Here is a 24,419-nt window from a genome sequence, read left to right as displayed (position 1 = left end):
GACTTCCACTCACCCAAGAACTAAGCCGCCAACAACACATTCCCACGCGCGACCACAGCCGACACGGACAACCCACCCAGCTCACGCAAAGCGTCCTGAGATCCCGCGTGGTGGACCGGCTTCTTCGGGAGATGAAGCGACTGGATCTTCCCTACCCAACCGTGCTGCACCGCCAACTCCGCAATCGCCCCGGCAAGCCCCCCGGGGCCATGCTCCTCAAGTGTCACCAGACCACGGGTCTCACTCAACGCACACGAAATCGCCTCAACATCCAGAGGCTCAACGCAAGGGAAACTCAGTACTCGGACCGAAACACCCTGCGACTCCAACTCGGCGGCAGCGGCCATCGTCATCGCCAAGATCCCGCCAGTGCTCGCCAACGTGAGGTCAGAGCCCTCGCGAACCACAATCGCTTTCCCAAGCTCCGACGAAGGCTCAGCTCCATGAATCACAGGCTCGTTCGCCTTCCCAAGCCTCAGGTACGCCGGACCCGGGTGATGGATCAACCCACGAACCATGGCGCGAGTCTCATGGGGATCCCCCGGGGCGACCACGGCCATGTCTGGCAAGGTCCGCAAAATCGCCAAATCCTCCAGCCCATGGTGGCTGTATCCCAAGCTCCCATAAGCAAGCCCGCCGCCCACACTCACCACCCGAACGGGTAGCTCGTGGTAACAAACATCATTCCGAATCTGCTCCAAACACCGAAGCGTCGGGAAGTTGCCGATGGAGTAGGTGAACGGAATCTTGCCGGTCATCGCCAACCCCGCCGCGATCCCCGTCATGTTCTGCTCCGCAATCCCCACGTTCAAAAACCGGTCTGGAAACCGCTCGGCAAACGGCTCCAAAACGCTGTAACCAAGGTCGCCGGTCAACAGCCAAACTCGTTCGTCTCGCGCCGCCTCCTCAATCAAAGCCTGGATAAAAGCCGTTCTCATAGCTGCGCCAACGCCCTCTGCAAATCCTCATCTGAAGGAGACTTGTAGTGCCAAGCCAGGCTGTCTTCCATAAAGTCCACGCCCTTCCCCTTCACCGTATGAGCCACCACCGCTACGGGTCTATCCGAAACCTCCAAAGCCCCACGCAAAGCGGCATGATCATGCCCATCGACTTCCCGCACTTCCCAGCCAAACGCCCGGAGCTTCTCGTCCAATGGGTCCAGCCGCAAAACCTGGTCCACTGTCCCAAAGCTCTGGATCTTGTTGTAGTCCACCACCACCGTCAGGTTCTTCAAGCAATGGTGAGGAGCAAACAACAACGCTTCCCAATTGGAACCCTCGTCTAGTTCCCCGTCGCTGATCACACAAACGGCACGATTGTTCCGGTTCCCTAGCGCCAGCCCGCAAGCCACTGGAAGCCCATGCCCCAGCGACCCCGTCGAGAGCTCCACACCAGGCACAAAGTGACTCACATGACCGATCAACCGAGACCCATCCTTGCAATAATTCTCCAGCTCCTGAACCGGGATAAACCCGACCTCGGCAAGGATCGAGTACAAACCAACCGCCGCATGACCCTTGCTCACCACGAGTCGATCGCGGTCCTTCCACTGAGGCTCCTGGGGCCGTACACGAAGCACATCCGCATAAAGCACCGCCAGGATGTCGATCATCGAAAGCGCCGACCCGATATGCGAAGCCTTCGCGCGATGAACCATCTTCACCGCATGGATCCGAGCACAGCGAGCTAGCTCAACCGACTCCAGACCCTCAAGCGACCGCGCGACCAAAGCGTGAATCCTCCATCAGCGCACGGATCTGTTCACAAACATATTCCACCTGCTCACGCCGTAAACAAACTCCGCTAGGCAGGTTCAAAGCCTGATCACCAACTCGTCTTGCCACCGGCTTCGGCGCATGCTGAACGGGCCAAACCGGATACTGACTAATGGCCGGAAACACCGGTCGCGTATCCACATTCCGAGCCTTCAACTCCGCCCGAAACGCCTCGCGATCAATCCCCTCCGCCAACTCCAAACTGCTCATCCAGTAGATGCTCTTCGCGTACTCAGCTTCGTTGTTTAGACGAATCCCAGGCACACCCTGCAGACCATCTTCATACCAACTGAACAGCCGTCGCTTCATATGAACCAGCTCGTCCACACGCTCCAGCTGACCAAGCCCAATCGCCGCCTGAACGTTCGACATCTTGTACTTCCAACCCTGATCCGAAATCCAGAAAGTCCGATGAGGATCTCGCCCCTGGTCCCACAAAGATAAAGCCCGCTGGTACAAATCATCGCTGTCCGTCACCAACATGCCGCCCTCACCGGTCACCAAAAGCTTCGCACCCTGAAAACTGAAGCACGCAAATTCACCGAACGTTCCGGCCTTCCGACCGTTCACTTCAGCTCCAATTGCTGGCGCAGCGTCTTCCACCACAAACAAGTTGTGCTTGCGAGCGACCTCCATGATCGGCGCCATCCGAGCCGGATGCCCATAGAGATGGACCGGCATTATCGCCTTCGTCTTCTCGGTGATCAACGCCTCGACACTGTGCGGATCCATGCACCAAGTGTCCGGCTCAATATCCGCGAAAACCGGCGTTGCCCCCACATAAAGAACCGCATTCGCCGTGGCTACCCATGTGGTCTCTGGGACAATCACCTCATCCCCCGGCCCAATTCCCAAGCTCAACAGAGAAAGATGCAGCGCTCCCGTGCAGCTCGAAGTCGCAATGGCATACTTCCGCCCCACATACTCCGCAAACGACTGCTCGAACCGCCGCAGATACTTGTTCCACTGCCCGTTCCAACCGTTCACCGTCGCATCGTGCGCGTAGCTCGCCTCTACCGCCGAGATGGAAGGTCCTGCCGTCAAGATCATCTTAGAGCTATCCCACTTGCTCCTGGGGCAGTACTCCATTCGGATGAACCAGTCGTCCGGAGCCTCGTGATCTCCCTGTGCCACAGGCACATAAGAAGTCACTTCCCCCTCCACCTTCTTGCGCAAAGGCGTTCGAGAAACCTCTTCAAACCCAAGCCGCTGATCGAACTTGATAACCTGCTTCAGCGAAGCCAAAACCCGCAGATAGAAACCGTTCGGCCCCAACGTATCCTGAGCCCAGTTCAGCAGAGCCTCCGTCGCAAGTCGAGTGATCTCCCGATGCCCCTTCAACGATCCGCGCAGCAGGTTATCCAGCTCGAAATCGCCGTCCTCGTTGTCAACGTTCGCAAAACCCACATGCCCAACCGGGGTCCCGATCTTGTCCACGATCAAGAACAACATCCGATTCGGTACATCCAAAAGCCGATGTCGTAACCAAGACCGCGTCCCTTCATCCGTCACCGGAAACTGGGTGGGATACGCGTAATAAGCAGCCTCACGCCACTCTCCAAAAGTCTTAATCAGCGCATCGTCGTGTGTGTGCAACTCACAAACAGGCAAAAGGAACCCCGCGTCTTCCGCAAGAGGGATTGCCTTCGTCCACAGGTCGTTCATATGAGTCGTCGACTTCAAAAAGTCGAACATACGAATCGCAGCGTTCTGAACCGTCTGGTCTGATTTCTCTTGAGTTACTGGCATTTAGGCCACCCGTCGTTTCTTAAATCGGTCAGTGCAAACGTCATCGGCAAGCAGCTCAACGCGTTGCGGAATCATGAAGGAGGGCACTCGCCCCCGTAGCTCGGTCCGCATCCTTGTGCGGAACTCCGCCAAACTCTCACCCGTGTTCAGCACCACACCCACCGCAAGCATCGTGCCCACAATCGCATTCGGAACACCCCGAACCGTCGCACTCACCACCCCGGACAAAGACTCCACCAGACCCTCAATCGTGCTGGGATGAACCTTCTCGCCACCCACATTCAACACCTCTGAACGCCGACCAAGAACCCGAATAAATTCCCCATCCACCTCAACAGAGTCACCCGTTTTCAGCCACCCATCCGGAGTAAACGGCGACGGAGCATTCAGATACCCAAGCATTGCAGTCTGAGCCTTGATCTCCAAAAGCCCCTCAACCACACGCAGCTCAAACTCAGGTCCGCCCAGCTTCATCCACCCGTCCTCGCGAGAACGAGACCGCAACACGCCGAGCTCCGACATGCCGTACTGCTGAAGAAACTCCACGTTCGGCAAACTCGCCTTCAAAGCCGCAAGCGTCGAGTCGCCCATCGGTTCGCTTCCATAGCTCACCAACTTCAGATCCGCCAAACCGCCCTGCTCAAGCTCTCCACTCACCAGCAGTAACCGAAGGAACGTCGGCGTCGCCGGAAGAACTTCCACCCGCTGCTCTCGAACCACCCGACAGACTTCACTCGGACTGCGAGACTCCAACGCCACGAAACACCCGCCATTCGCCAAGGTGTAAAGCAGCGTGTTCAGCCCGCCAATGTGGTCCAGCGTCAAGAACCCAGCCGTCCGATCAGCCCGCCCAACCTTCTCAAACTTGCTCAGCAGGGTCTCAAAGTTGTGAACCACCGCCTTCGGCTCACCCGTGGTTCCAGAAGTAAACAGCACCACTCCCGGCGCGCCGCTCGCCCTCAGTTGGTCGTAAAGCGCGTGCTTGGCCTTCTGGTTGTAAGCCATAAAAATAGGCTGATCGCTGGAAACACGGATCATATACTCCGCACCTGCCAGCTTCCACGCATACTCATACCGAGCCAAATCGCCCAAGCTACAAGGGACCACAATCGCCCCAAGCTCCAGCAGAGCAATGAGCATGGAAACACCCACAGGTGACGGCTCAAACTCTAACGAGACGACATCGCCCGAGGCGATTCCCACCGTCTCAAGCCAAGCCAAGCACTCTTCCACCCACTCCAGGAGGTTGGCGTAGTCCATAGCGCTCTCACGCCAAACCAGAGCCTCGCGGTCTCCGTGTTCACTCAGTCGCTTCAGCAGTTGCTCTGTGTTCATACACCACCTAGATAAATCGTCTGTCCCGTCACAAAATCGCTCTCTGGCCGCAAGAAGAAATCCACCACATTCGCCACGTCCTCAAACGTCCCAAATCGCTTAATCGCCTGCCGATTCAAAAGCGCGTCCATCTTCTCTTTCGGAACGCCCTTGATCAAATCTGTATCCACAGGAGTCGGCCCCACTCCGTTCACCGTAATATTCATCGAAGCAAACTCGCGCGCCAAGATCTCAGTCAGACTCACCACCGCCGCCTTACTCGCCGCATAAACGCTCTCGCCCTCAAGCCTCAAGGGAGTAGCCACGGTCGCAAAGTTCACAATGCGCCCCTTCTTCGCCTTCGCCATCAACCGAGAAGCTTCCCGGCAAAACAGAAAAGTCCCAAACACGTTCGTCTCAAAAATGGTCCGAACCGTGCTCATCGGCACCAACATCGCATGGTTCATGGAGGCAATGCCCGCGTTGTTGATCAAGTTATCCAGCCGCCCAAACCGGTTCTTGGTGTCCAAGAAAAGCTCCTGCACCCCGCGCTCATCCGCAACATCCACGCAGTGATGCACATACCGCTCATGCACCAAATCGCTGCCCTGACGGCTACACCCAATCACCACGTGACCAAGCTCCAAATACCGCTCCGAAAGCGAGCGACCAATGCCCTTCCGCGTGCCCGTAATCAGCGTGACTGGTGCTTCCATATCCTTCAGGCAACCAGCGCAACCACGTAGTCAGTCAAAGACCCAATGGTTCGAAAAGGACTCTTGAACTGCGACATCGCACGATCATCTGCCAACGTCACCGGCTTCCCAGCCTCTTTCTGAGCCTTCTCTTCAACCAGCAAAATCAAATTCACCAGATCCAGCGAATCCAGAACGCCGTCACGGCCATACAGCACGGCGTCCTCAGCCGCCGCAACATCGATCTTGTCCTCAAGCGTCTCGTTCAGCTCAATGGCCGCATGCGTTACAAGGGTTAAAACTGTTTCTCTAGCAATCATGTGTTGTCACTCACAAACTGGTGGATCGATTCAGCAACGAAGTCAAGATGAACCTGCGTAAGACCCGGCCAAACGCCGATCCAAAACACCCGATCCATCACAAAATCTGTCTTTGTCAGGTCGCCTACCACCCGGTAATTCGCGTTGAGATAGGCAGGCTGCTTCGTAAGGTTCCCGCCAAACAACAAACGCGTCCCAATCTTCAACGACTCCAGATGCCGCACCAAACTATTGCGACTAAACGGAGCACCCTCCCGAACCGCAATGGGAAATCCGAACGGACTGGGCTCACTATTCACCGTCGCCTCAGGAAGGATCAGCCACTCCTGCAAGTCACTCAACCCCTGCCACAGCCAAGCAAAGTTCTGCCGTCGCGCCTCAATAAAATCAGGAACCTTGTGAAGCTGGCTCACGCCCACCGCCGCCTGCATGTCAGTCGCTTTCAGGTTGTAGCCAATGTGGCTGTACGTATACTTGTGGTCGTACCCACAAGGCAAAGCGCCCAAAGTCTGCCCAAACCGGTTCTTGCAGGTGTTGTCCTTGCCCGGCTCACACCAGCAGTCTCGCCCCCAGTCGCGGAAGCTCTCCACCAGCCGATGCAACCCAGGACCGTTCACCAAAACAGCCCCACCTTCACCCATCGTCATGTGATGAGCTGGATAGAAGCTCAAAGTGGAAAGGTCGCCAAAAGTGCCGATGTTCTGCCCCGCATACGTAGCCCCCAGCGCGTCGCACGAGTCCTCAATGAGCCACAGATTGTGCTCCCGAGCCACCCGAAGCACGGTATTCAAATCGAAAGGATTCCCCAGCGTATGAGCCAACATAATCGCCTTGGTCTTAGGCGTAATCGCTTCCTCTAAATGAGTCACGTCAATGTTGTAAGTGGGAACGTCCACATCCAGAAACACAGGAACCAAACCGTTCTGGATAATCGGGTTCACGGTAGTCGGGAATCCCGCCGCCACCGAAATCACTTCATCCCCAGGCTTCAAAGCCCGTGCTTCCAACTTGGGCGACGTCAACGCTGTCAAGGCCAACAGATTCGCGCTCGAACCCGAGTTGACCAATAGGCTGCTGCGAACCCCCACAAACCGCGCAAGGTCTCGCTCAAAACGGTTCGCATATCGTCCCGTGGTGAGCCACATGTCCAAGGAAGCATCCACCAAGAGCTTGAGGTCTTCCCCATCCAACACCTTGCCCGTCACAGGCACAGGATCTTCACCCGGTCGAAAGGCACGTTGAACTTGCTTCGCCTGAAAGAACTCAGAAGCGAGCCCTAAAATCTGCTCGCGAAGCGTATTTTCTAAATTTTGATCGGCTACGGCGGACATAGTAGTTCCACTCAGTTCATCGGTAGAACCACGCATTTCTGCAGGGTTTACAGAAAACTAAGTGGTCGACTTACGCGCCCACAACCTCGCCGTATACCGGTCGCCGTGCAGTCCTTCCCGAAATTCCAACACTTCCAGTTCGGGTACAAGTGTCGGAAGCTCGCCCATCTGCAACACAAAATCGTCAGACGCTGGCTTCCCAAAAGCCTCCCGATGCGCCTGAGTAAACGTCTCCACCACAAGACTTCCACCCGGTGCCAACCAATCCACAATCTGCCGAATCAAAGGGCGAGAGAGATAGTAAAAAATGCAAGCCAAATCGATGCTCTCAGGCTCAAACGGCTCCATCTGCTCCACATAAGCCTGCCGCCACTCAACACCCTCACCACCGTACTTTGAACCCAGATCCTGAGCACGGTCCACGGCATCCTGCAACCGATCAATCGCCGTCACCTTCCAACCACAGCAGCTAAGCGCGATCGCCTCCCGCCCCGTGCCACACCCAAAATCCACCCCATAGCCAGGCTCCAAGGAAGGCAATACCTCCATCAGAAACGCGTTCGGCTGCCACAACCTCAGCGGCCCACTCTTCGCCGGAACCTCAGCCGGATCCACCAGACTGACTCGCCTCCCCCCATGCTGAACAAACTCCAAGGCCTGCCGAGAAACATCCCCCCAATCCAAAATGAGCAATTCGGACGTTTTGGGAGGCAGTTCCTGCATCCGTGGGTGCAACTGACTCAACGGAATCCACACCGCACCCGACTGACACGCATCCTCACGCGGATCCAAATACACCACATGCTGAGAAACGTAGGTCGCCACAACAGGGTTCAGCACATCCCGCGAGTTCATCCTCACTATAATGTCGCAAGAAGCGGTTATCTGGCCGGAGCCAACGTGGTACCCATCGCAAAGCTGCCGGGAACCTTCACATGCACCGGACCTTGTTCGCCATTGATCAAACGGTGCAACGTGCCAACTGCTGCATCCGCGATGCCTCGAAAAGGCGCACAGGCCGAAGCAACAACCTGCCCCGCTGGATTGGGCCACACAATGCCGTCATAACCCACGATCGAAAAGGTGTCCGGAATGGAAACACCAGCCCGCTGGCAAGCCTCCAAAAAGTCGTACGCCGTGCGGTCGTTCCAAAAGAAAATCGACGAAGGTCTCGGAGAAATCGCCAACACCTCCGGCAGAAGCGCATCAAAATTGCGAGGTAGAGAGGCATCCAGAGTGAAAGTAATCACATCATGCGGCGAAAACCCAGAGTCGATAAGTCCCTGGCGCAGAAGTCGCTCTCGCTTCTGAGGATCGGGCCAACCAGGCGAGAACTGCGTGACAATCGCAGTACGCTTATGCCCCAAAGACACCAGATTCCGAACGACAAGGTCAATCCCAGCCTCCGCATCGTCCTCCACCGTGGAAAGAGTCTTCTCTTCATCCCGTGGATTAACGATCACCGTCGGCAGGTCCGACTCCCGCTGGAGGCATAGAAGTGGATCGTCGGGCGCTGGCGCAAACAGAATCAAGCCGTCAGAGAACCCACCGTTCAAGAACTCATACGTCTCCCGCGTATCTTTACTGAAACGGCAATGAACCAGAATGTTGTAGCCATACCGTCCTCCCGCCTGCTCAATTTCGCCCGTCATGCGATCCATGTACAGGTCGCCCGATTCCCGGTTCCGGAAGGAATTGAAGAACGACAAAATGTTCGTCCTGCCTTCTCGAACTGAGCGATGGAGAAGGCTTGGGATGTAGTTCAGAGTCTTAGCTGCCTCAAGAACCCGTTCCTGAGTGGTCTCCGAAATTCGGTGACGTTCTGATTTCCCAGCAAGAACAGACGAGGCGGTCCCAATCGATACACCTGCCAGTCGCGCAACATCGACCAATTTGGGCCGAGGCGCATTCTTCGGGACCAATGTATCCATAACGTAATTCTAGATTAAGACTTATAAAAATCGCCTGCTAAAACAGTTCAAATCCATGATAAAGTGTTTTAGCAACCGTTTTGGTCCAGGTTTGGACCACTTTTATGTTTATTGCAATAACCGGTCGAGCGAGTTTTTACCGCCCTTTTCAGAGGAAGAAATGCATCAAGACGATTCAATCTCAACTTCACGGTTTCCCCATCGTGACGCAAACGACATGAACGAATGGAGCTCCCCTTCCAATAGAACTCCGCACTCCTCGGAATCCCAGGAGGAATCGAATGGCTCGCCAAGCGATACGCGGAAGAGCACGCCTTGCCCGAAGCCCAGCGATGTGTCCAAACACCTTCCAGAGACTTCAGGCAGGGACGTCGAATGACAACTTGAATACACCCGCGATTGACGTGGTGCTCCGGGCAAGTAAGTCCGCTCGCTACACCTCGATCATTGGTCTATGAGGACATAAATGAATCGACTCACACAGATCTTATTACTATCCTTTGCCATAGGCACGGCCAAAGCTGCCCCGATTTCCGGCAAGATATGCGTCGGAACCTGGAACACCCAAGCCGAGTTCTCCGACGTTCGCGTCGTCCAAGGCAGCCAACGACTCTACTCAAGCAACTTCTACAACGGACTCTCCGGGTGGACCACCACAGGCGGAAACTGGTCAACGCAGAACGGCGTCCTTCGCCAGACGGGCGGTGACACCCCCGCAATGGCGAGCGTGGGAAATCCATCTTGGAAAAACTACACCGTCACCTTAAAGGCTAGAAAAACTGGAGGCAGCGAGGGATTTCTCATCGGCTTCGGCATGCCCAACGACACGGCCAAAAGCTGGCTGAACATCGCAGGATGGGGCAACACACAAAACGCACTCGAAGTACCAGGCGTGTCGCTTCCTGGTAAACCCGGCTCGATTGTCACCAACCGCTGGTACACCATCAAGATTGAGGTCCAAGGAAGCGATATCCGATGCTATCTGGACAACGTAAAGCTGTTCGATACTATGCGCATCCTGGATTCGGACGAGCTTGCCGCCCGCCGATCCCAAGTTGTCAATTCAGCAGGGCTAGCGCTTCTCCCAAACTGGGAGCAAGACCAGGTTCGAGAGCTACTCCAACGCTCCGTCTACATAGGTCGAGCAGCCCGCGAAACGTTTAATGCGATGCCCAGCTCGGCAACCTTCGCAGCCATGACCGCCACGGATCAAGCTCCGATCGTCCGTAAAATTAACCGATGCCGACTCACTTGGCGAACAGGTTGGGGCTTTGGAGGCGACGCGGGGCGAGATAACGCAATCATTCAGTCCGTGGATGACGCAGTCGCTCTCCACAACAGCATGGGTGTATTCGACCACCAACTCGTGGCCAACAACAGTCCCGGCACCCCAACAGCGGACGCGGGCTATGACGGAGAAATGCGGTACGGCAACAGCATCAACTACCGCGTAGCACTCCATGAGATCTCCCATGCCGTCGGCACCGGAACGTACTGGGGCTGGTCAAATCTCATGTACAACGGATCGTGGCATGGCACATACGCCAATCTCCAGCTTCAACAGATTCTAGGTGACCCGAACGCCGTTCTCAACGGGGATGGCGCCCACTACTGGCCATTTGGACTCAATTACGACAGTGAATTGGGATGGGGAGACGATGTCCGCCATGTCCTCATGGTTGCCGCACTGCGACGCGACATGGGCCTCAACGGGGTGCTCGACACGATGTACACCACCGACGTTCCCAACGGAACGTACCGATTGACTCCTCGTCTCGCAACCTCATCGGCAATCGAAGCCCCAACCGACACCGCTGGAGCTGCAATCGACATTCGCGCATACACGGGCAGCGCCAAACAGAAGTTTAAGCTGGAGAAACAGTCCGACGGAACCTATCTCATTCGCACCACTCTTGCAAGCGGCCGATGCGTGGACCTACTCGGCGGAGACACCAGCAATGGACAGACAATCCAATTGTCCGACTCCTCCGCAACCGACTCCCAGCGCTGGTACCTCATCCCAATGGGAGACGGCTGGTACAAGATCGCACCGAAGAACAACCCATGGAAAACGATGGACCTATACGGCGTTTCATCAGCGGACGGCACTCCTGTAAAACTCTGGGATTTCTGGGGCGGGTTCGGCCAGCAATTCAAGCTCGAAGCCGCTAACTAATCCCCCTCTATTCAACCTTCCCGACCATGCGTCACCCGTAGCATGCTCGGGATCGACACCGCAATTTATTTATGAGACATTCCTACCACATACCCGCTCTCCTGGCCATCGCTTGCCTAACGGCCGGTGCTTCCGCATCGACTTTGGAGTTCCCAGACCTCATCCTGCAACCGGGGACGTTCGATATGCCATTCACCACAACGGCCATCTCGACCTTTGGGAGCATCAACAACCAAGCGACCCTTTCGTTCACCCTCGAATCGGATGGGGGAACCTACATCAGTGACCTGCTCGTTTCGGTTACCGATCCGCAAGCCACCAACGATATCGGCACCCTCCCCGGAGCACCGGACGACGCTGGCTTCTACTCGGGAGTCATCCAGTTCGCAACAGCCTCACCAGGCTCCGGAACCTACGGCCTAACCTTCACCAACACCTTCGCTACTTCTTTTCCAGTAAGCCTCAAGAACATCCGACTGAAAGTAACACCCACCCCAGAACCCTCCACCGCACTCACGATGAGCTGCGCCATTCTCGGATTGGGTGCTCTTCGCCGAAGAACACGAAAGCCAGCCCTATAGCAAACGGATTCTCCGAATTGCGGCACTCACCGCAATTCGGAGACCGCCCCTCCCACCATTTACCAATCGCGGTAGCACACAGTTTAGAGCCCCAGCAACGCCGAAATCTGCTAGTACCATCCGCCTAACCGCACGCTCTCTGCGAGCGAAAAACGAACCAAATCAAAGGGCAACCAAATACCCAGAGTCGTTACGAACGACCCTTGACACCGCAACCTTCCCGTCCAAACAAACACCCAAGCGCCGAACAATGTGCTCAGTTGAGGCAAAGGACAAGCCAACATTTCCATCACCCCGCGCATTTTTGAACTTGGCAAACTCCCTAGCCCCGAACGGGGCGCTCCGTCCGAGCGAAGGACGCAGTCCTGGAAACCAACCACCACAAACCCCAAGTGCTGTCAGCACGCTCCCCATCCCCCTCCAAAGCATCCCAGTCGGGATGCCAGAAAGTAGCGGTGGCGTCGAAGACCCCTGGATAGCCGCCCCCAACTCCCCCGACTCCGAAGGAGTCGCAGAATGCCCCACTCACAAATAGAACCCAACCCTAGCCCCGAACGGGGCGCTCCGTCCGAGCGAAGGACGCAGTCCTGGTAACCAAGACCACCAGCCCCGAGTGCTGAAAGCACGCTCCCCATCCCCTCCAAAGCATCCCAAACGGGATGCCAGAAAGTAGCGGTGGCGTCGAAGACCCACCGAAGGCGCCCACCAAGAACCGCACCCCGAAGGGGTGCCAGAAGCCACCAACCCTCAACGACACCCAACCCCTCCGAGAGGTCCAACGGACCGCCATACCAACAGCCCGGCCCCGCAAGCCTTGGTGTCAAAAGCCACTCCGCGACCCTCTCTCCCCCGAATTCTCCGGAATTTGGGGGAGAGAGCCGGAGTGAGGGGGCAAAACCTACCAAACACCACCCGATTTCCAATCCAACGACAAGTCAGCAATGCACGTTCCCCAGCCCCGAACGGGGCGCTCCGTCCGAGCGAAGGACGAAGTCCTGGAAACGAACCACCACCAAACCCAAGTACTGCAAGTACGCTCCCCATCCCCTCCGAAGCATCCCAAACGGGATGCCAGAGAATAGCCAGGGCGTCGAAGACCCCTGGAAGGCCGACCTCTACTCCCCCGACTCCACAGGAGTCGCAGAATGCCCGACTCACAAATAGAACCCAACACTAGCCCCGAACGGGGCGCTCTGTCCGAGCGAAGGACGCAGTCCTGGAAACCAACCACCACAACCCACAAGTGCTGTCAGCACGCTCCGTTTCCCCTCCAAAGCATCCCAAACGGGATGCCAGAAAGTAGCGGTGGTGTCAAAGACCCCCCGAAGGCCCCACCAAGAACCGCACCCCGAAAGGGTGCCAGAAGCCTCCAACCTTCAATGAGGCCCAACCTTCTCCAAGTTGTTCAAGGAACCGGCACACTACACCCAAACGGCTCTGAATAGCTCTCAGCCCTAGAGCCACAAAAACGCCCACACTGTGGTCTTGACCAACATCAATTGGCCCTTTCGGGAGATTCGAAGAATCGGCATAACCTAGCCAAACGGCGTAAGCCTTGGGATAGCTCCCCAAACTCCCGAGCGCTGAATGCGCGATATACGCCAAAACCGCCCACGCGCATTCAGCCTCCGACAGCGACAAACGCGCGACCGACACGAGCAAACCAGGAACCCAACCCCCAGTTACGATAAGGGTCGCGTCGTGCGATAGCGAGACGCCGGGTGGGCGGGGAAACGAAACTGTCCCTTCCTTATTTCGAACCCTCCACAATCATCATGCTCAGTGGGATCTCGAACGGTGCGGACCCAAACACTCGAACTAACTCCACAGCCAAAGCCTCCCGAATCGCCTCAAGCCCAACCCCTTCCCTCTCGGCAAGCTCAATCACCAACCGATTCGTCCCAGCCATGCCCTCGGCGAACTGCTCAACATCCGACACTCGTCCAGAAATGGATCGATACGTCGCACTCGGCTTCTTAAAACGGGCCTGCTTCATCAGATCAATGTGCCGCAAATCGTCCCACATGGAAAACGGCTTCTGATACCAAACAGGCTCCTCGTTTGGGAAGAACCCGCTCAGCACACGCGTACAAATCTCGGCCCATGGATTCAAGGCCATCTCGCGCCAGGCGCTATAAAACAACTGCCCACGGCGGCCCAAAACCCGATGCGCCTCATTCAACGCATCCAGCGGATTCTCGACAAACATTAACCCAAACTGGCAAACCACCAACTCAAAACTGCGGTCTTCAAACGGCAGAGCCACCATATCGGCGGCCAAAAACTGCGTTCGAGGAATCAACTTGGATTCCGCCACAGCCAACATCGACTTGCTGGAGTCGATGGCCGTTCGGTTCGTACTTAACCTCACCAACCGTTCGGTGAGAAACCCGGTGCCGCAGGCGAGTTCCAAAACCTCGTCTCGATACGGCAAGAACCGGCACATCTGGTCGGCGCAAGGACTAAAAATCGCCTCCCCTAAACACCGGTCATACACCGACGCCATATCGTGCTTTGCTTCCATGCCGCACTCATTCTAGCTAAGAGCGAGACACTATTTCTGAGGCTCAACCAACACGGGACCACTGTTACTTCCCTTAACTACTTTCAACCCCGCACGCTTGAACCCTAGTTGAATCACCGGGTGCTTCATCGAAAGCCGGTTCGGCATGCCAGTCCGATAGTTCTCCACGCCCAGTAGCATCATCCCAAGATCGATCCCAATCACATCCGGCCCAACCCAACTACGGTGCGGATTCACGCCGTTGCTAAACCCGTATCTTCCCCACGCCTCAGGGTGGTTCTTACGCATCGCCACGGCAAACTCCATGCTCTCCGTGGGAGTAAACGGCATGCTCGCAATAGCACTGGTAGGCGTAATCGTTCCATTGTCATTGATCCAACCAGGAGCGCCAAAAGCGTTATATCCGTCCGGCCCATCACAAGCGGAAAGCCCCCAAAAGTTGCTTCCATAGTCTTTGAACTTCTTCGGGTTCTCAATGCAATAAGCACGGTTGGCCAAGGTTGCATTCCGGGTCTCCACCCAGTAGTTGTAACCTTCCTGGTCCCGCATGTCGCTAAAACTGTAGAACGACTCCGACATCTGGTGCATAAAAAGCGGACCACCCACCAGGAATGACTGTCCCCCGTACGTCTCCATCTTCTTCTTCACCTGTGCCCAACCGCCAGTTGGCAGGCTTGGATCCGCCCCATATGCTTGGATATAGAGCATCTTGTACTCGTCAAAGCCATTCCAACGAGCGCTGATGTACCCCGTCTCCGGGTGATATCCCATGCTGAACGTAAGCTCATCAGGCTTCTTCCCTTCGTCGGTCATCATCGCCTTCCAATCGATCCGCTTGAGGATCTTCGACGATAGCTCACTCACCTCTTTATCGCGCCAGTAGCTGTCTGCGATGATCATTCCGCCCAAGAAAATCGAGGTGTCAATGGAAGAAAACTCGGACTTCCACTCCCGCTTGCCGGTTTCCCAGTGGGTGAAGTGAACGAACCAGCCCTTGTACTGATCATGCTGCTCTAGCATGTGATGCAGTGTGTTGCGGGTTCGTTTGAGTGCCTCCGAGCGAGATGCCCATCCGCGCTCCACCCCAATCGTATAGGCGGCCAACGCGAATCCGGTCGAGGCGCAGCTTGCTACGGTGAATGTGTCGGAGTCTTTTAGGTTAGCTGCTCGATCCTTAGTAAAGCCTGTAACAGCGTTTGACTCGTTCCAAAAGAAGTTAAAGGCACGGTGTTGAAGCTCGTTCAACAAAGCCATATCTGGACGAGAAGCCACATAGAGGGCGACAGAAAGTGAGAAAAGAGGCATGAGATTAAAAAGAGCGGCTGCCGGGCAAGGCAGCCGCTTAATCGATTGGAACCTAGAAAGGTAGTGTCTGGCAGAAGGTATCGATCCAGCTGATATCCGCTGTTCCGCCTCCCATGGAGTAGTTGCTATAGTCGGTGAGGATCTTGCCTCGATCGTACTGCCACATGTTCAAGGTGCCAGCTGTGCCACAGGTCTGTCGCATCTGGGTGAACTTGGCATGAGAGTCTGCGAAACTAACCACCATCGCGTGGTCATCCCGCTTCAAACCACCCCAGTTAGATACAGCCCAACCCGGTGATCCGGCCTTAAGATAGGCCTGCCAGGGACCGTAGTCGGCGAAGACGTCTTTGTTTTCTGCAAACAGGAGACTATTGGAACTTTGATCGATTTGAGACTGGTTGTAGGCAGCGTTATCTTGCCAATCGTGCGTTACGAAGAAAGCGCGGTAGTAGAAATACCCTCGCTTGAATTTGGGTGTTACGTTTGCGTCGTAGAGCCAGTTTGCAGGATCGGCTTCATTGTCAGGAAGCTTTGCGGCTGGATTCGTGGTATCCGTAAACATATCGGCACTCTTCACGTAGGGAAACAGAGAGTGTTTATAGTTCTTGGTACCGCTCCAACTGCCGTTAAACTTCCAGTCGTACCGCGTGAGCGGGAAGGAGTCGTCGTTGTCGGAAAGATACATTTGTGCAGCCGTTCCAATCTGTTTTAGGTTGGAAAGGCTCTGGGTCAGCTTGGCGGATGCCTTAGCTTGGGCAAAGACCGGGAAAAGAATAGCGGCCAATATCGCAATGATCGCGATCACAACAAGTAGTTCTATAAGTGTAAATGCCTTACGCAATTTGATTCACCTCATCGAGAATCGATTTTAGATTGATTGAACGGAGCCGTTGACGAACGGACTTCCAAATTAAGTGGTAATAAAACCTGCCTACGAGTTAACTCCTCACCGCGAATGAGTGCTGCAAGCATCTTAACTGATTCTTGCGCCATCTCAAAAACAGGCTGCTTCACACTGGTGAGCGGAGGAATTGTGTGGTTACAAATCTCAAGAGAGTCGAAACTGACGAGTGAGAGATCCGCAGGGATACTCACACCGATGTCTCTGAAACGGCGCACACACGCAAGTGCGACGTCGTCTGACCAGATAAAGACTGCAGTGGGTGGGTCTTCAAGCGCCATCAGTTCGTTGATCGCGTCCAGGTCATCCGTAGGCTTGGCAATGGTGACGACGTACCTATCGTCCACCTTCAAACCTGCCTGTTCGATGGCATCTCGGTAGCCGTTGAACCGATCGTTGGAACTCATGGACTTCAGCGATCCACGGATAATGGCAATCTTTCGATGCCCCAAATCCAGGAGATGGCGCGTAGCAATCCTTCCACCGGAGTAGTTATCACTATCGATATACACCGCATGGGAATCGTCACTGCGGGTGAAGAACTGAACGACTGGCATCCCACGTTGCAAGAGTTGATCCAGCATGGGATCGCCTTGGTCTCGCAACACCAGTACGCCGTCTACCCTTCCATCAGCCAATACATCGGCCTCTGATCTAGCATCTGCAACCGACTTGGTATGAAGCATGAGGTCAAACCCCTCTTTCACAGCCTGGTCGCACACACCCCGCATGACCTCACCCGTAAAGCCCGACCATGTGGAGAAAAACTCTCCAAACTGGAATACAACGGCAAGGGTATTGGTTTGCTTGGTTGCCAACATGCGGGCAAGAGCGTTGGGCCTGTAGCCTAAGTCTTTGGCTGCCTGGAAGACCCGTTGGGCAGTGGATTCACTGATTCGCTCAACCGTCCCACGCCCATTGAGGACATAGCTGACTGTCACTTTACTGACTTTTGCTTTGTCCGCGACGTCTTGAATGGTGATGCGGCTTTGCATTGCTTAACCCATTCAGCACGTTACACCAGACTTCGAGAAAAACCAACCATTTTTTATGAAAAAACGTGAAAAAATGTAAAAAAACGTTTGCTTTTCCCTCGTTTCCACCCTTAGAATGGAAATGTTGCTGAAGTGGTTCAGCAACAACGAGAGAGATTTGAGAGATGAACAAAGAAGTTTCAACTAAGACCATCATCGGAATCGTCGGAGGTATCGCAACGGTTGCTGTTGTGGCAGTCGTGATTGTGATGGCGACCAACAACCGACCCAAGACCGCAGCGGAGTTGGGGATCGGCAAACCGGTGAAAGTTGGTGAGGGTTTTGTGAAAGGCGGACCCGATGCTTACCAGCCGCCTGCCGGAAAATAGAGGAACGGTCGTATCAAACTGAGGCTCCCAAACGTCCCTCATTTCGATGCTGAAAACCCATCACCTCTTGACAGTCGCCGCGGCGGTTCTGCTGCTCAACGGGATCCAAGCCAATAAGAAGGACCGGTACGATGGGTTTACGGCTAAGTATCTTGAGTTTTGCGCGCAGACTTCGTATCCAGTTCTCCCTGAAGATCTGCTAGACCCGTCCACCAGCACGACAACTTCAAAGGACGTGACCTCGTGTCTCTTTGGTAAGAAGAAGGAGCTTTTGAAGGCACTCTCCGCTGCAAAACAACCTGCGATCTACAACAACCGTCTTTCAAGGCTTGCGATCGTTGATGGATCGGATACCTGGCTGGTGGACTACAACGGTGTAGTTAGACACGCTGGGCAGGAGCGTGCATTGTCAGAGGAAGCATTCCTGAACCTAAGGATGATCTTGTTCTCTGCGCTTCCCTACAATTCCGGGGAAATGCTAACCGAAGACAGACACGGAAATCGACTGCCACCCCCTCCACGGCGTTAAAACAAGGTCTAGGACTAGACGCACTTTAGCAGTCTCGGCGGTATACTGCTAATCAATCTGCGCGCCAACCGGCGGCGGAAACTCAATACGAGATTTAAGAGGAAAACCCATGGCGATTCAACCACTGCATGACCGCATCGTCGTCGAGGCGGCGCCAAAGGAAGAAAAGACTGCCAGCGGCATCATTCTCCCTGATAACGCCCAAGAGAAGCCCCATCGAGGAACTGTTTTGTCTGTTGGACCAGGCAAGCGACTCGACAGCGGACAGCTTAGCGCAATGGACGTGAAGGTGAATGACACCGTTCTTTACGGCAAGTACGCAGGCACCGAAGTCAAAGTAGATGGCAAGGACTACATCATCCTCCGAGCCGATGACGTTCTGGCTGTTCTAGAGAGCGAGCCTGCCGTAGCTGGAGGCAAGAAGAAGTAATTCTTCTTTAACAGGAAAGACTCATGGCAGCAAAAGAAATTAAATACACCGACGAAGCACGTAAGCTTCTCGAAGCAGGCGTTGATAAGCTTGCAAACGCAGTTAAGGTAACCCTCGGCCCTCGAGGACGAAACGTTGTTCTCGAGCGCAAGTTCGGTTCACCGACTGTTATCAACGACGGCGTCACCATTGCTAAGGAGATCGAGGTCGAGAATCGCTTCGAGAACATGGGCGCTCAGCTCATTCGCGAAGTCTCCTCCAAGACCAACGACACCGCAGGCGACGGCACCACCACTGCAACCGTTCTCGCGCAGGCCATCTTCAAAGAGGGCATCCGAAACGTTGCAGCTGGATCCAACTCCACCCTCATCAAGTCCGGTATCGAGAAGTCCGTAGACGTTCTCGTGAAGGAGCTTCAGAAGATGAGCACGACCATCAAAGGTCAGGATGCGATCACTCAGGTTGCAACCATTTCGGCTAACGATGTCGAGCTCGGAAAGTTGGTTGGCGAGATCATTTTCAAAGTCGGCAAAGACGGTGTTGTCACCGTTGAAGAGTCCAAGTCCACTGAGACTTCCTACGACAACGTAGAGGGTCTTCAGTTCGACAAAGGCTTCCTCAGCCCTTACTTCGTAACCGACCCAACTCGCATGGAAGTGGTTTACGAAGAGCCTCTGATTTTGTTCTATGAGAAGAAGATCAGCAACGTCCAGGACGTGGTTGGCATTCTTGAGAAGACGATCCGAATGGGTCGACCTCTCATCCTCATCTCCGAGGACATCGATCAGGAGCCTTTGGCCACTCTCGTTGTGAACCGACTTCGCGCTAACCTTCAGATCGCAGCTGTTAAGGCTCCAGGATTTGGCGACCGACGCAAGGCGATGTTGGAAGACATGGCTGTTCTCACGGGTGGCCAGTTCATCAGCGAAGAGCTCGGCATCAAGCTTGAGAATGTCACTCCAGACATGCTCGGTAGCTGCAGCCGAATCGTCATCACGAAGGAAAGCACTACCATCGTGGGCGGAAAGGGCAACAAGAAGGGCATCGAAGGTCGATTGAAGCAGATCAAGGCTCAGATCGAGAACACCGAGAGCTCCTACGACAAGGAGAAGCTTCAGGAGCGACAGGCCAAGCTCAGCGGCGGCGTCGCTGTTCTTAAGGTCGGCGCTGCAACCGAGACCGCTCTCAAAGAGAAGAAGGCTCGAATCGAGGACGCACTTGCTGCTACTCGAGCTGCTCTTGAGGAAGGCATCGTCCCTGGTGGCGGTACTGCTCTTCTCAAAGCATCCAAGGCTCTCGACAAGGTTAAGTACGAAGGCGACGAAGAGATCGGCCGACGCATCATTCTCAAGGCCATCGAGGCTCCTCTGCGAACCATCGCTGAGAATGCCGGTGTTGAGGGTAGCGTTGTGGTTGCTCAGGTCAAGCGCGAGGGCAAGGGCTTTAATGCTGCCACTCTCGAGTTCGGCGACCTAGCTGCTCAGGGCGTAGTTGACCCAACTAAGGTTGTTCGACAAGCTCTCCAGAACTCCGCTTCCATCAGCGGCCTCCTGCTCACCACCGAAGCGATCGTCGCTGAGGTGCCTGAAGACGAGGACGAGGGACACGCTCACTAGTCTGTCACCAGACATACAGAAAGCGGCGAGGCAGAAATGCCTCGCCGCTTTTTTGTTGGTGGCTTCCTGCTGACGTAAGGGGCATCCTTTCCCCACGCGTCAGCACGAAGGATTTACTTCTTTGACTTGATAGACTTCCTGCGCACTCCAGCCATGACACCGAGTGCAAGCGCTCCCATGGTCATTGGCTCTGGAACTGGCTCGTAGTTGTGTCCACTTTCGGAGATGACTTTTACATCTGGAGAGTTAGACTTTACAAAGTAGTTGGCAGTGTGACCGTAATTAGCCTCTGAAAGTGTTCCACCATTGCCAGTAGTTGCGGTAGCCGTTAACACTCCATCTAAATAGATGGTGCTTCCTACATAAGTATTTAGTGTTGTTGACTGGTATAGCAGAGGATTCATTGCCGAGTCGTATACCAGATTGGCACCTACTGCGTCGGAACCCACTTCTCCGGCATAGAGTTGGAACTGGGCGGAAGCCCCTGTCCCGACTAGATTTCCGCTCACTCGGTACCACACGGTGAGACTGACATCCGTGCCCATCTCAAGCGTATCACTGGTGATATTGAGGTAGTCGATCGCTTCGGTCGACGTCTCCGTGGTGCTGTTCGAGGTGTTCGTAGTGTCCAATGTGTGGTCTGCATAGGCGTACGCTTTGAGCTGTCCCATTCGCGCTGAGACCCATCCTGCGGCCTTCCCTTGGTTGCCCATCACCGCCGAGGCGGTGCTTGCATACTCTGGGACGACGTTAGGTGACACATAACTGAACTTCTGATCATCTTTGACATAGTTCTCTCCATTTACGGAGTTTGTATATGACTTGGAATGACCTCTTAGTTCGGAGGCTTGAATCGACATCGGAGCAACGATCATTAACGAAAGGATGGATATCTTAGTGAAAGACGCTGGCTGCGCCATTTGGTCAGTCTTTCTGTCCATAAACTTCAACATAGGAATAGACAATACCAAATTGGATCTTTGAAAAGTGCCGTATCCGGATAATTTTATTCTTTCTGAGGGCCTTACTAGGACTTGAGGCTCACTTCATAGACTCTTAAAGGGAGGTTTAGTACAACTTTGAAGTGAACTAGGAGTCATCCTTAACCCCAGTGGTTGTTGACAACGTGATAGAGTGGTGTTGCTGCGAGCCGCTGCGGGAAACCTTATCATGAAAATACAAACTGCAATCCTTTTGGCCCTTTTTGCTTCACTTGGTCGCGCCCAACAGACTGAGGCGCCCTCCTACTATCAGGCTGCGGCCAAGGTCATCGGCAAAGCGGGAACCATGAATGCCGATGGGTCTTATCGCATCAATCTTCCGCGGACGGACGTTCAGTTCACAAACGAGAAAGGGATGCCAATTCCGCCGGATCTGGGGCTAGCCACTTACGCGGCTTTCATTGGTTCCGAGGAAAATTCGCTTGTCGTTGGTGACGTGGCCATGCTTCGGCACGAAATTAATGGAGTCATCGACGCTCTTCGGGCGGGGGGCATCGAGGTCGTCGCTCTTCACAATCATATGTCTGCGGAGAGTCCACGCCTGTTCTTTCTCCACTACCAGGGGCACGGCAAGGTTGCAGATTTGGCCAAGACATTGAAGACAACCTTTGCTGTCCTGAAGACTCAAGCAGGGGCGATCAGCCCGGTGGCAAAACCCGGAAAGCCGAAACTCGACACTGCGGAACTGCAAACCATTCTGGGTGTCAAGGCGACCGTCTTCCCTTCCGGTGTGCAGCGGTTTGCGTCGCCTCGTAAGGACCTGAAAGTCACCATTGATGACCTCGCCTTCACGCCAGGCATGGGTCTCGCAAGCTGGGCGGCGTTCAGCGCGTGCGAATGCGGTCTCACCATGGTGATGGGCGACACTTGCTGCGCAAACCGAACCGAGCTTCAAGCAAGCATCGATGCTTACCGAAAGGCTGGGATTAGCATCACCTCCATCCACAATCACACCTTCGGTGGTTCGCCTGACGTGATCTTCATGCACTTCGAGGCTGAAGGGGATTCGACGCAGATTGCAAAAGGAATCCGCTCGTGTTGGGACGGGCTCGGAAAGAAGTAGGTCAGAGTGGATTGGCTGATCGTAGATATCTGCCAAGCCCACTCAGCAGCTCTTTAGGTTCACTCCCCTGCTATTTGAAATCAGGGAAACATCTCTTTTCGTGTAGGTTTATGTGATCACCCAATGCACCCAGACACATTGAACGTCTTTTGCATCGAAAAAAGGATGTCGCAATACGAACCAAAAGGAATCCGCTAACGTTCTTTCTTCGGGATCTTCTTTGCGGATTATTGTGAATAAAGTTTTCACGATCAAGATACTTTAAGTGGAGCCGAATCTGTGACGCCAATCAATGGAAGAGTTAGATGGACATACTCTCAACGAACTTTCATCTGATTTCAGTTCAGACACTAAGAATTAATGAAAGCATATAAGCTACCAATTGCCGTTGCGCTACTTAGCTCGCTCGCTATCCGGGGTGCATTAGCTGACACCACTCATCCCCAGTACCCAGCAAATGCCATCGGAGTGTATTCCGACTTCGTCCTTCGTGCGCACGAAGTGATAGCTATTGTAAAGCCACTCGGTCGAACCGTCGAGCACCGAGAAAGTGCAGGCAAGTTTGCACATACATCCTTTGCCGTCGATAAGTTCTTAGTGGTTGATTCTCCAGAATTTGAACAAGGAGCGATCATTTATTCGGTTATTCCCATAACTGAGCCGGCTGAAAGCAGGCTTGGCATGCAACCAGGCATAACCTCTGCTAAGTTGCCCGAGCCACCCGACAGGAGTGCGACATTCCTGCTACTTGGAAAAAGAGCAACTTCAAAACGGTTGATGGTCGTAGGCTCGATGTGTTACAACGACTTGATCCTATGGAGCGAATCCGTACAGGCTAAGAGTGCCGTTGAAGTTTCTGGATTCGCTCTGGTTAAGACAGATCAAGCGCGAGTCGGAAGGAAGCCAGACATAGCAGAGAGTTTCCGCCAAACAGTCCTGGCCTCCTGCTCGTCGACAGATTCTGAGATCATTCAGCAATCAATCAATATTCTTGTTCGATTCGCCACGGGGGTTTCCGTTAAGTCAGAGATTGTCAATATGAACCGGGATCAATGGCTCAAGTCAACGGTGATTCCAACCTTGTCAAGAGTTGTAGTGAGTCAATCGAGTACAGGCAAGTTTCGTATCTACTCGCTGCTTGCTCGACTTGGAATGGGTGGGGTAGACGAAAGAGCCTTCCTGGCGTCTATCCAGGACTTCGATGCATCGGGGCAATCGCCAACAACGGATGACATGCTTGTGTTGAGTCGGGCGCGTCTTGGCGGTGGTAACCAGGTGCCGTCCGAAACCATCCAAATCGCATCTCGAATCAAGAATACTTTTCTTAGAAACTATGTGGTTGGGCAAATACCCAAGCCTGGCGACTCAGAGACGTTCCAGGCCTTTAAGGTTTTCTTTGACGATCCGAGTTTTCAAATACAAGATCTGGCACTCAGTCTCCTCGCAAGTTGGTCTGGACGTTCGGACCTGGTCCCCACTTGGGCTGGTCAAGACAGGGGCGATACAACGAAGCGGAACGACTTCATCTTGTTTTGGAGGAAACAAACGTTTCAGTCAATCACCAAAAAGAACTAACTCGATTGCCGCTCGAGCCTACGGTGAGTTCAATTGTGCGGCTACCCACCTCCACACCGGAGTCGAGTAGGCGGTGGGTCATACGTTGTTCGAAATGTATTTGCCTGAAAGACGCGTGCATACGTAGAGAATGAGGCGATACTATCACCTCCATCTCGGACCACACCTTCTGTGGTTTCTTTATGCATTTCGAAGCTGAAGAGGATTCGGCACTCGCTCTTGTTGGGACGGGCTCGGGAA

Annotated in this window: 25 protein-coding genes; 11 read left to right on the top strand and 14 right to left on the bottom strand. The window is 54.4% G+C overall.

The window, feature by feature from the left end; genetic code table 11:
- Nucleotides 1–20 precede the first annotated feature (20 nt).
- From ACZ51B_RS19240 to ACZ51B_RS19200, 9 genes are read right to left on the bottom strand one after another with little or no spacing between them, the layout of a single operon-like run.
- Nucleotides 21–938, bottom strand: coding sequence for a transketolase family protein (locus tag ACZ51B_RS19240; RefSeq protein ID WP_464294965.1), 918 nt, complete (start codon nucleotides 936–938; stop codon nucleotides 21–23).
- On the bottom strand, nucleotides 935–1,729 hold the full coding sequence (locus ACZ51B_RS19235; RefSeq protein ID WP_464294964.1) for a transketolase: 795 nt from the start codon (nucleotides 1,727–1,729) through the stop codon (nucleotides 935–937). The genes ACZ51B_RS19240 and ACZ51B_RS19235 overlap by 4 nt, the downstream gene beginning before the upstream one ends.
- Nucleotides 1,710–3,524, bottom strand: a complete 1,815-nt coding sequence (locus ACZ51B_RS19230; RefSeq protein WP_464294963.1) for a GNAT family N-acetyltransferase — start codon at nucleotides 3,522–3,524, stop codon at nucleotides 1,710–1,712. The genes ACZ51B_RS19235 and ACZ51B_RS19230 overlap by 20 nt, the downstream gene beginning before the upstream one ends.
- Nucleotides 3,525–4,859 (bottom strand): class I adenylate-forming enzyme family protein, encoded by a 1,335-nt coding sequence (locus tag ACZ51B_RS19225; protein ID WP_464294962.1) that lies wholly within the window; start codon nucleotides 4,857–4,859, stop codon nucleotides 3,525–3,527.
- Nucleotides 4,856–5,554, bottom strand: a complete 699-nt coding sequence (locus ACZ51B_RS19220) for an SDR family NAD(P)-dependent oxidoreductase (protein ID WP_464294961.1) — start codon at nucleotides 5,552–5,554, stop codon at nucleotides 4,856–4,858. The genes ACZ51B_RS19225 and ACZ51B_RS19220 overlap by 4 nt, the downstream gene beginning before the upstream one ends.
- 5 nt (nucleotides 5,555–5,559) lie before the next feature.
- The gene (locus ACZ51B_RS19215) at nucleotides 5,560–5,853 is read right to left on the bottom strand and encodes an acyl carrier protein (RefSeq protein ID WP_464294960.1); all 294 of its coding nucleotides are present in this window, start codon (nucleotides 5,851–5,853) and stop codon (nucleotides 5,560–5,562) included.
- Complete coding sequence (rfbH, locus tag ACZ51B_RS19210) at nucleotides 5,850–7,184, bottom strand: lipopolysaccharide biosynthesis protein RfbH (protein WP_464294959.1); 1,335 nt, start codon at nucleotides 7,182–7,184, stop codon at nucleotides 5,850–5,852. Before rfbH ends, ACZ51B_RS19215 begins: the two co-directional genes overlap by 4 nt.
- A 57-nt stretch (nucleotides 7,185–7,241) precedes the next feature.
- Nucleotides 7,242–8,039 carry a class I SAM-dependent methyltransferase gene (locus tag ACZ51B_RS19205; RefSeq protein ID WP_464294958.1) on the bottom strand — a complete coding sequence of 266 codons (798 nt, stop codon included), beginning with the start codon at nucleotides 8,037–8,039 and terminating at the stop codon, nucleotides 7,242–7,244.
- 26 nt (nucleotides 8,040–8,065) lie between these two features.
- Nucleotides 8,066–9,115 (bottom strand): LacI family DNA-binding transcriptional regulator, encoded by a 1,050-nt coding sequence (locus tag ACZ51B_RS19200; protein WP_464294957.1) that lies wholly within the window; start codon nucleotides 9,113–9,115, stop codon nucleotides 8,066–8,068.
- Nucleotides 9,116–9,396: 281 nt separating this feature from the next.
- Between ACZ51B_RS19200 and ACZ51B_RS19195 the strand changes: the two genes are divergently transcribed.
- From ACZ51B_RS19195 to ACZ51B_RS19175, 5 genes are all read left to right on the top strand, one after another.
- Nucleotides 9,397–9,573 (top strand): hypothetical protein, encoded by a 177-nt coding sequence (locus ACZ51B_RS19195; RefSeq protein WP_464294956.1) that lies wholly within the window; start codon nucleotides 9,397–9,399, stop codon nucleotides 9,571–9,573.
- A gap of 8 nt (nucleotides 9,574–9,581) precedes the next feature.
- Nucleotides 9,582–11,291 carry an RICIN domain-containing protein gene (locus ACZ51B_RS19190; protein WP_464294955.1) on the top strand — a complete coding sequence of 570 codons (1,710 nt, stop codon included), beginning with the start codon at nucleotides 9,582–9,584 and terminating at the stop codon, nucleotides 11,289–11,291.
- Between the two features lie 71 nt (nucleotides 11,292–11,362).
- A complete protein-coding gene (locus ACZ51B_RS19185) occupies nucleotides 11,363–11,872 on the top strand; it encodes a hypothetical protein (RefSeq protein ID WP_464294954.1) in 510 nt (169 codons plus the stop codon).
- A gap of 310 nt (nucleotides 11,873–12,182) precedes the next feature.
- The gene (locus tag ACZ51B_RS19180) at nucleotides 12,183–12,407 is read left to right on the top strand and encodes a hypothetical protein (RefSeq protein ID WP_464294953.1); all 225 of its coding nucleotides are present in this window, start codon (nucleotides 12,183–12,185) and stop codon (nucleotides 12,405–12,407) included.
- Nucleotides 12,408–12,531: 124 nt separating this feature from the next.
- Nucleotides 12,532–12,759, top strand: coding sequence for a hypothetical protein (locus tag ACZ51B_RS19175; protein WP_464294952.1), 228 nt, complete (start codon nucleotides 12,532–12,534; stop codon nucleotides 12,757–12,759).
- 863 nt (nucleotides 12,760–13,622) lie between these two features.
- Here ACZ51B_RS19175 and ACZ51B_RS19170 read toward each other — a convergent pair.
- From ACZ51B_RS19170 to ACZ51B_RS19155, 4 genes are read right to left on the bottom strand one after another with little or no spacing between them, the layout of a single operon-like run.
- Nucleotides 13,623–14,396 carry a class I SAM-dependent methyltransferase gene (locus tag ACZ51B_RS19170; RefSeq protein ID WP_464294951.1) on the bottom strand — a complete coding sequence of 258 codons (774 nt, stop codon included), beginning with the start codon at nucleotides 14,394–14,396 and terminating at the stop codon, nucleotides 13,623–13,625.
- Nucleotides 14,397–14,426: 30 nt separating this feature from the next.
- Nucleotides 14,427–15,701, bottom strand: a complete 1,275-nt coding sequence (locus ACZ51B_RS19165; RefSeq protein WP_464294950.1) for a glucoamylase family protein — start codon at nucleotides 15,699–15,701, stop codon at nucleotides 14,427–14,429.
- A 52-nt stretch (nucleotides 15,702–15,753) separates the two neighbouring features.
- Nucleotides 15,754–16,542 carry a type II secretion system protein gene (locus ACZ51B_RS19160; RefSeq protein WP_464294949.1) on the bottom strand — a complete coding sequence of 263 codons (789 nt, stop codon included), beginning with the start codon at nucleotides 16,540–16,542 and terminating at the stop codon, nucleotides 15,754–15,756.
- Nucleotides 16,543–16,553: 11 nt separating this feature from the next.
- Nucleotides 16,554–17,597 carry a LacI family DNA-binding transcriptional regulator gene (locus ACZ51B_RS19155; RefSeq protein WP_464294948.1) on the bottom strand — a complete coding sequence of 348 codons (1,044 nt, stop codon included), beginning with the start codon at nucleotides 17,595–17,597 and terminating at the stop codon, nucleotides 16,554–16,556.
- Nucleotides 17,598–17,761: 164 nt separating this feature from the next.
- Between ACZ51B_RS19155 and ACZ51B_RS19150 the strand changes: the two genes are divergently transcribed.
- The 4 genes from ACZ51B_RS19150 to groL all read left to right on the top strand — a co-directional run bounded on the left by ACZ51B_RS19150 (nucleotide 17,762) and on the right by groL (nucleotide 20,540).
- Nucleotides 17,762–17,965: a hypothetical protein gene (locus ACZ51B_RS19150; protein WP_464294947.1), complete on the top strand. Its 204-nt coding sequence runs from the start codon at nucleotides 17,762–17,764 to the stop codon at nucleotides 17,963–17,965.
- Nucleotides 17,966–18,032: 67 nt separating this feature from the next.
- Nucleotides 18,033–18,494 carry a hypothetical protein gene (locus tag ACZ51B_RS19145; protein ID WP_464294946.1) on the top strand — a complete coding sequence of 154 codons (462 nt, stop codon included), beginning with the start codon at nucleotides 18,033–18,035 and terminating at the stop codon, nucleotides 18,492–18,494.
- Between the two features lie 109 nt (nucleotides 18,495–18,603).
- Nucleotides 18,604–18,924 (top strand): co-chaperone GroES, encoded by a 321-nt coding sequence (gene groES, locus ACZ51B_RS19140; protein ID WP_464294945.1) that lies wholly within the window; start codon nucleotides 18,604–18,606, stop codon nucleotides 18,922–18,924.
- A 23-nt stretch (nucleotides 18,925–18,947) separates the two neighbouring features.
- Nucleotides 18,948–20,540, top strand: coding sequence for a chaperonin GroEL (gene groL / locus ACZ51B_RS19135; RefSeq protein WP_464294944.1), 1,593 nt, complete (start codon nucleotides 18,948–18,950; stop codon nucleotides 20,538–20,540).
- Between the two features lie 113 nt (nucleotides 20,541–20,653).
- On the opposite strand, the gene ACZ51B_RS19130 is transcribed toward groL, so the two are convergent.
- Nucleotides 20,654–21,481, bottom strand: coding sequence for a PEP-CTERM sorting domain-containing protein (locus ACZ51B_RS19130; RefSeq protein ID WP_464294943.1), 828 nt, complete (start codon nucleotides 21,479–21,481; stop codon nucleotides 20,654–20,656).
- Nucleotides 21,482–21,710: 229 nt separating this feature from the next.
- On the opposite strand from ACZ51B_RS19130, the gene ACZ51B_RS19125 reads away from it, so the two are divergent.
- Nucleotides 21,711–22,604: an LppY/LpqO family protein gene (locus ACZ51B_RS19125; protein ID WP_464294942.1), complete on the top strand. Its 894-nt coding sequence runs from the start codon at nucleotides 21,711–21,713 to the stop codon at nucleotides 22,602–22,604.
- A gap of 360 nt (nucleotides 22,605–22,964) precedes the next feature.
- Nucleotides 22,965–24,179 carry a hypothetical protein gene (locus ACZ51B_RS19120; protein ID WP_464294941.1) on the top strand — a complete coding sequence of 405 codons (1,215 nt, stop codon included), beginning with the start codon at nucleotides 22,965–22,967 and terminating at the stop codon, nucleotides 24,177–24,179.
- Nucleotides 24,180–24,419 lie beyond the last annotated feature (240 nt).

This window comes from Fimbriimonas sp. LA-C6, from assembly GCF_055398105.1.
Note: the sequence above shows the minus strand (reverse complement) of the source record. Positions and strands in the feature narration are given on the sequence as shown.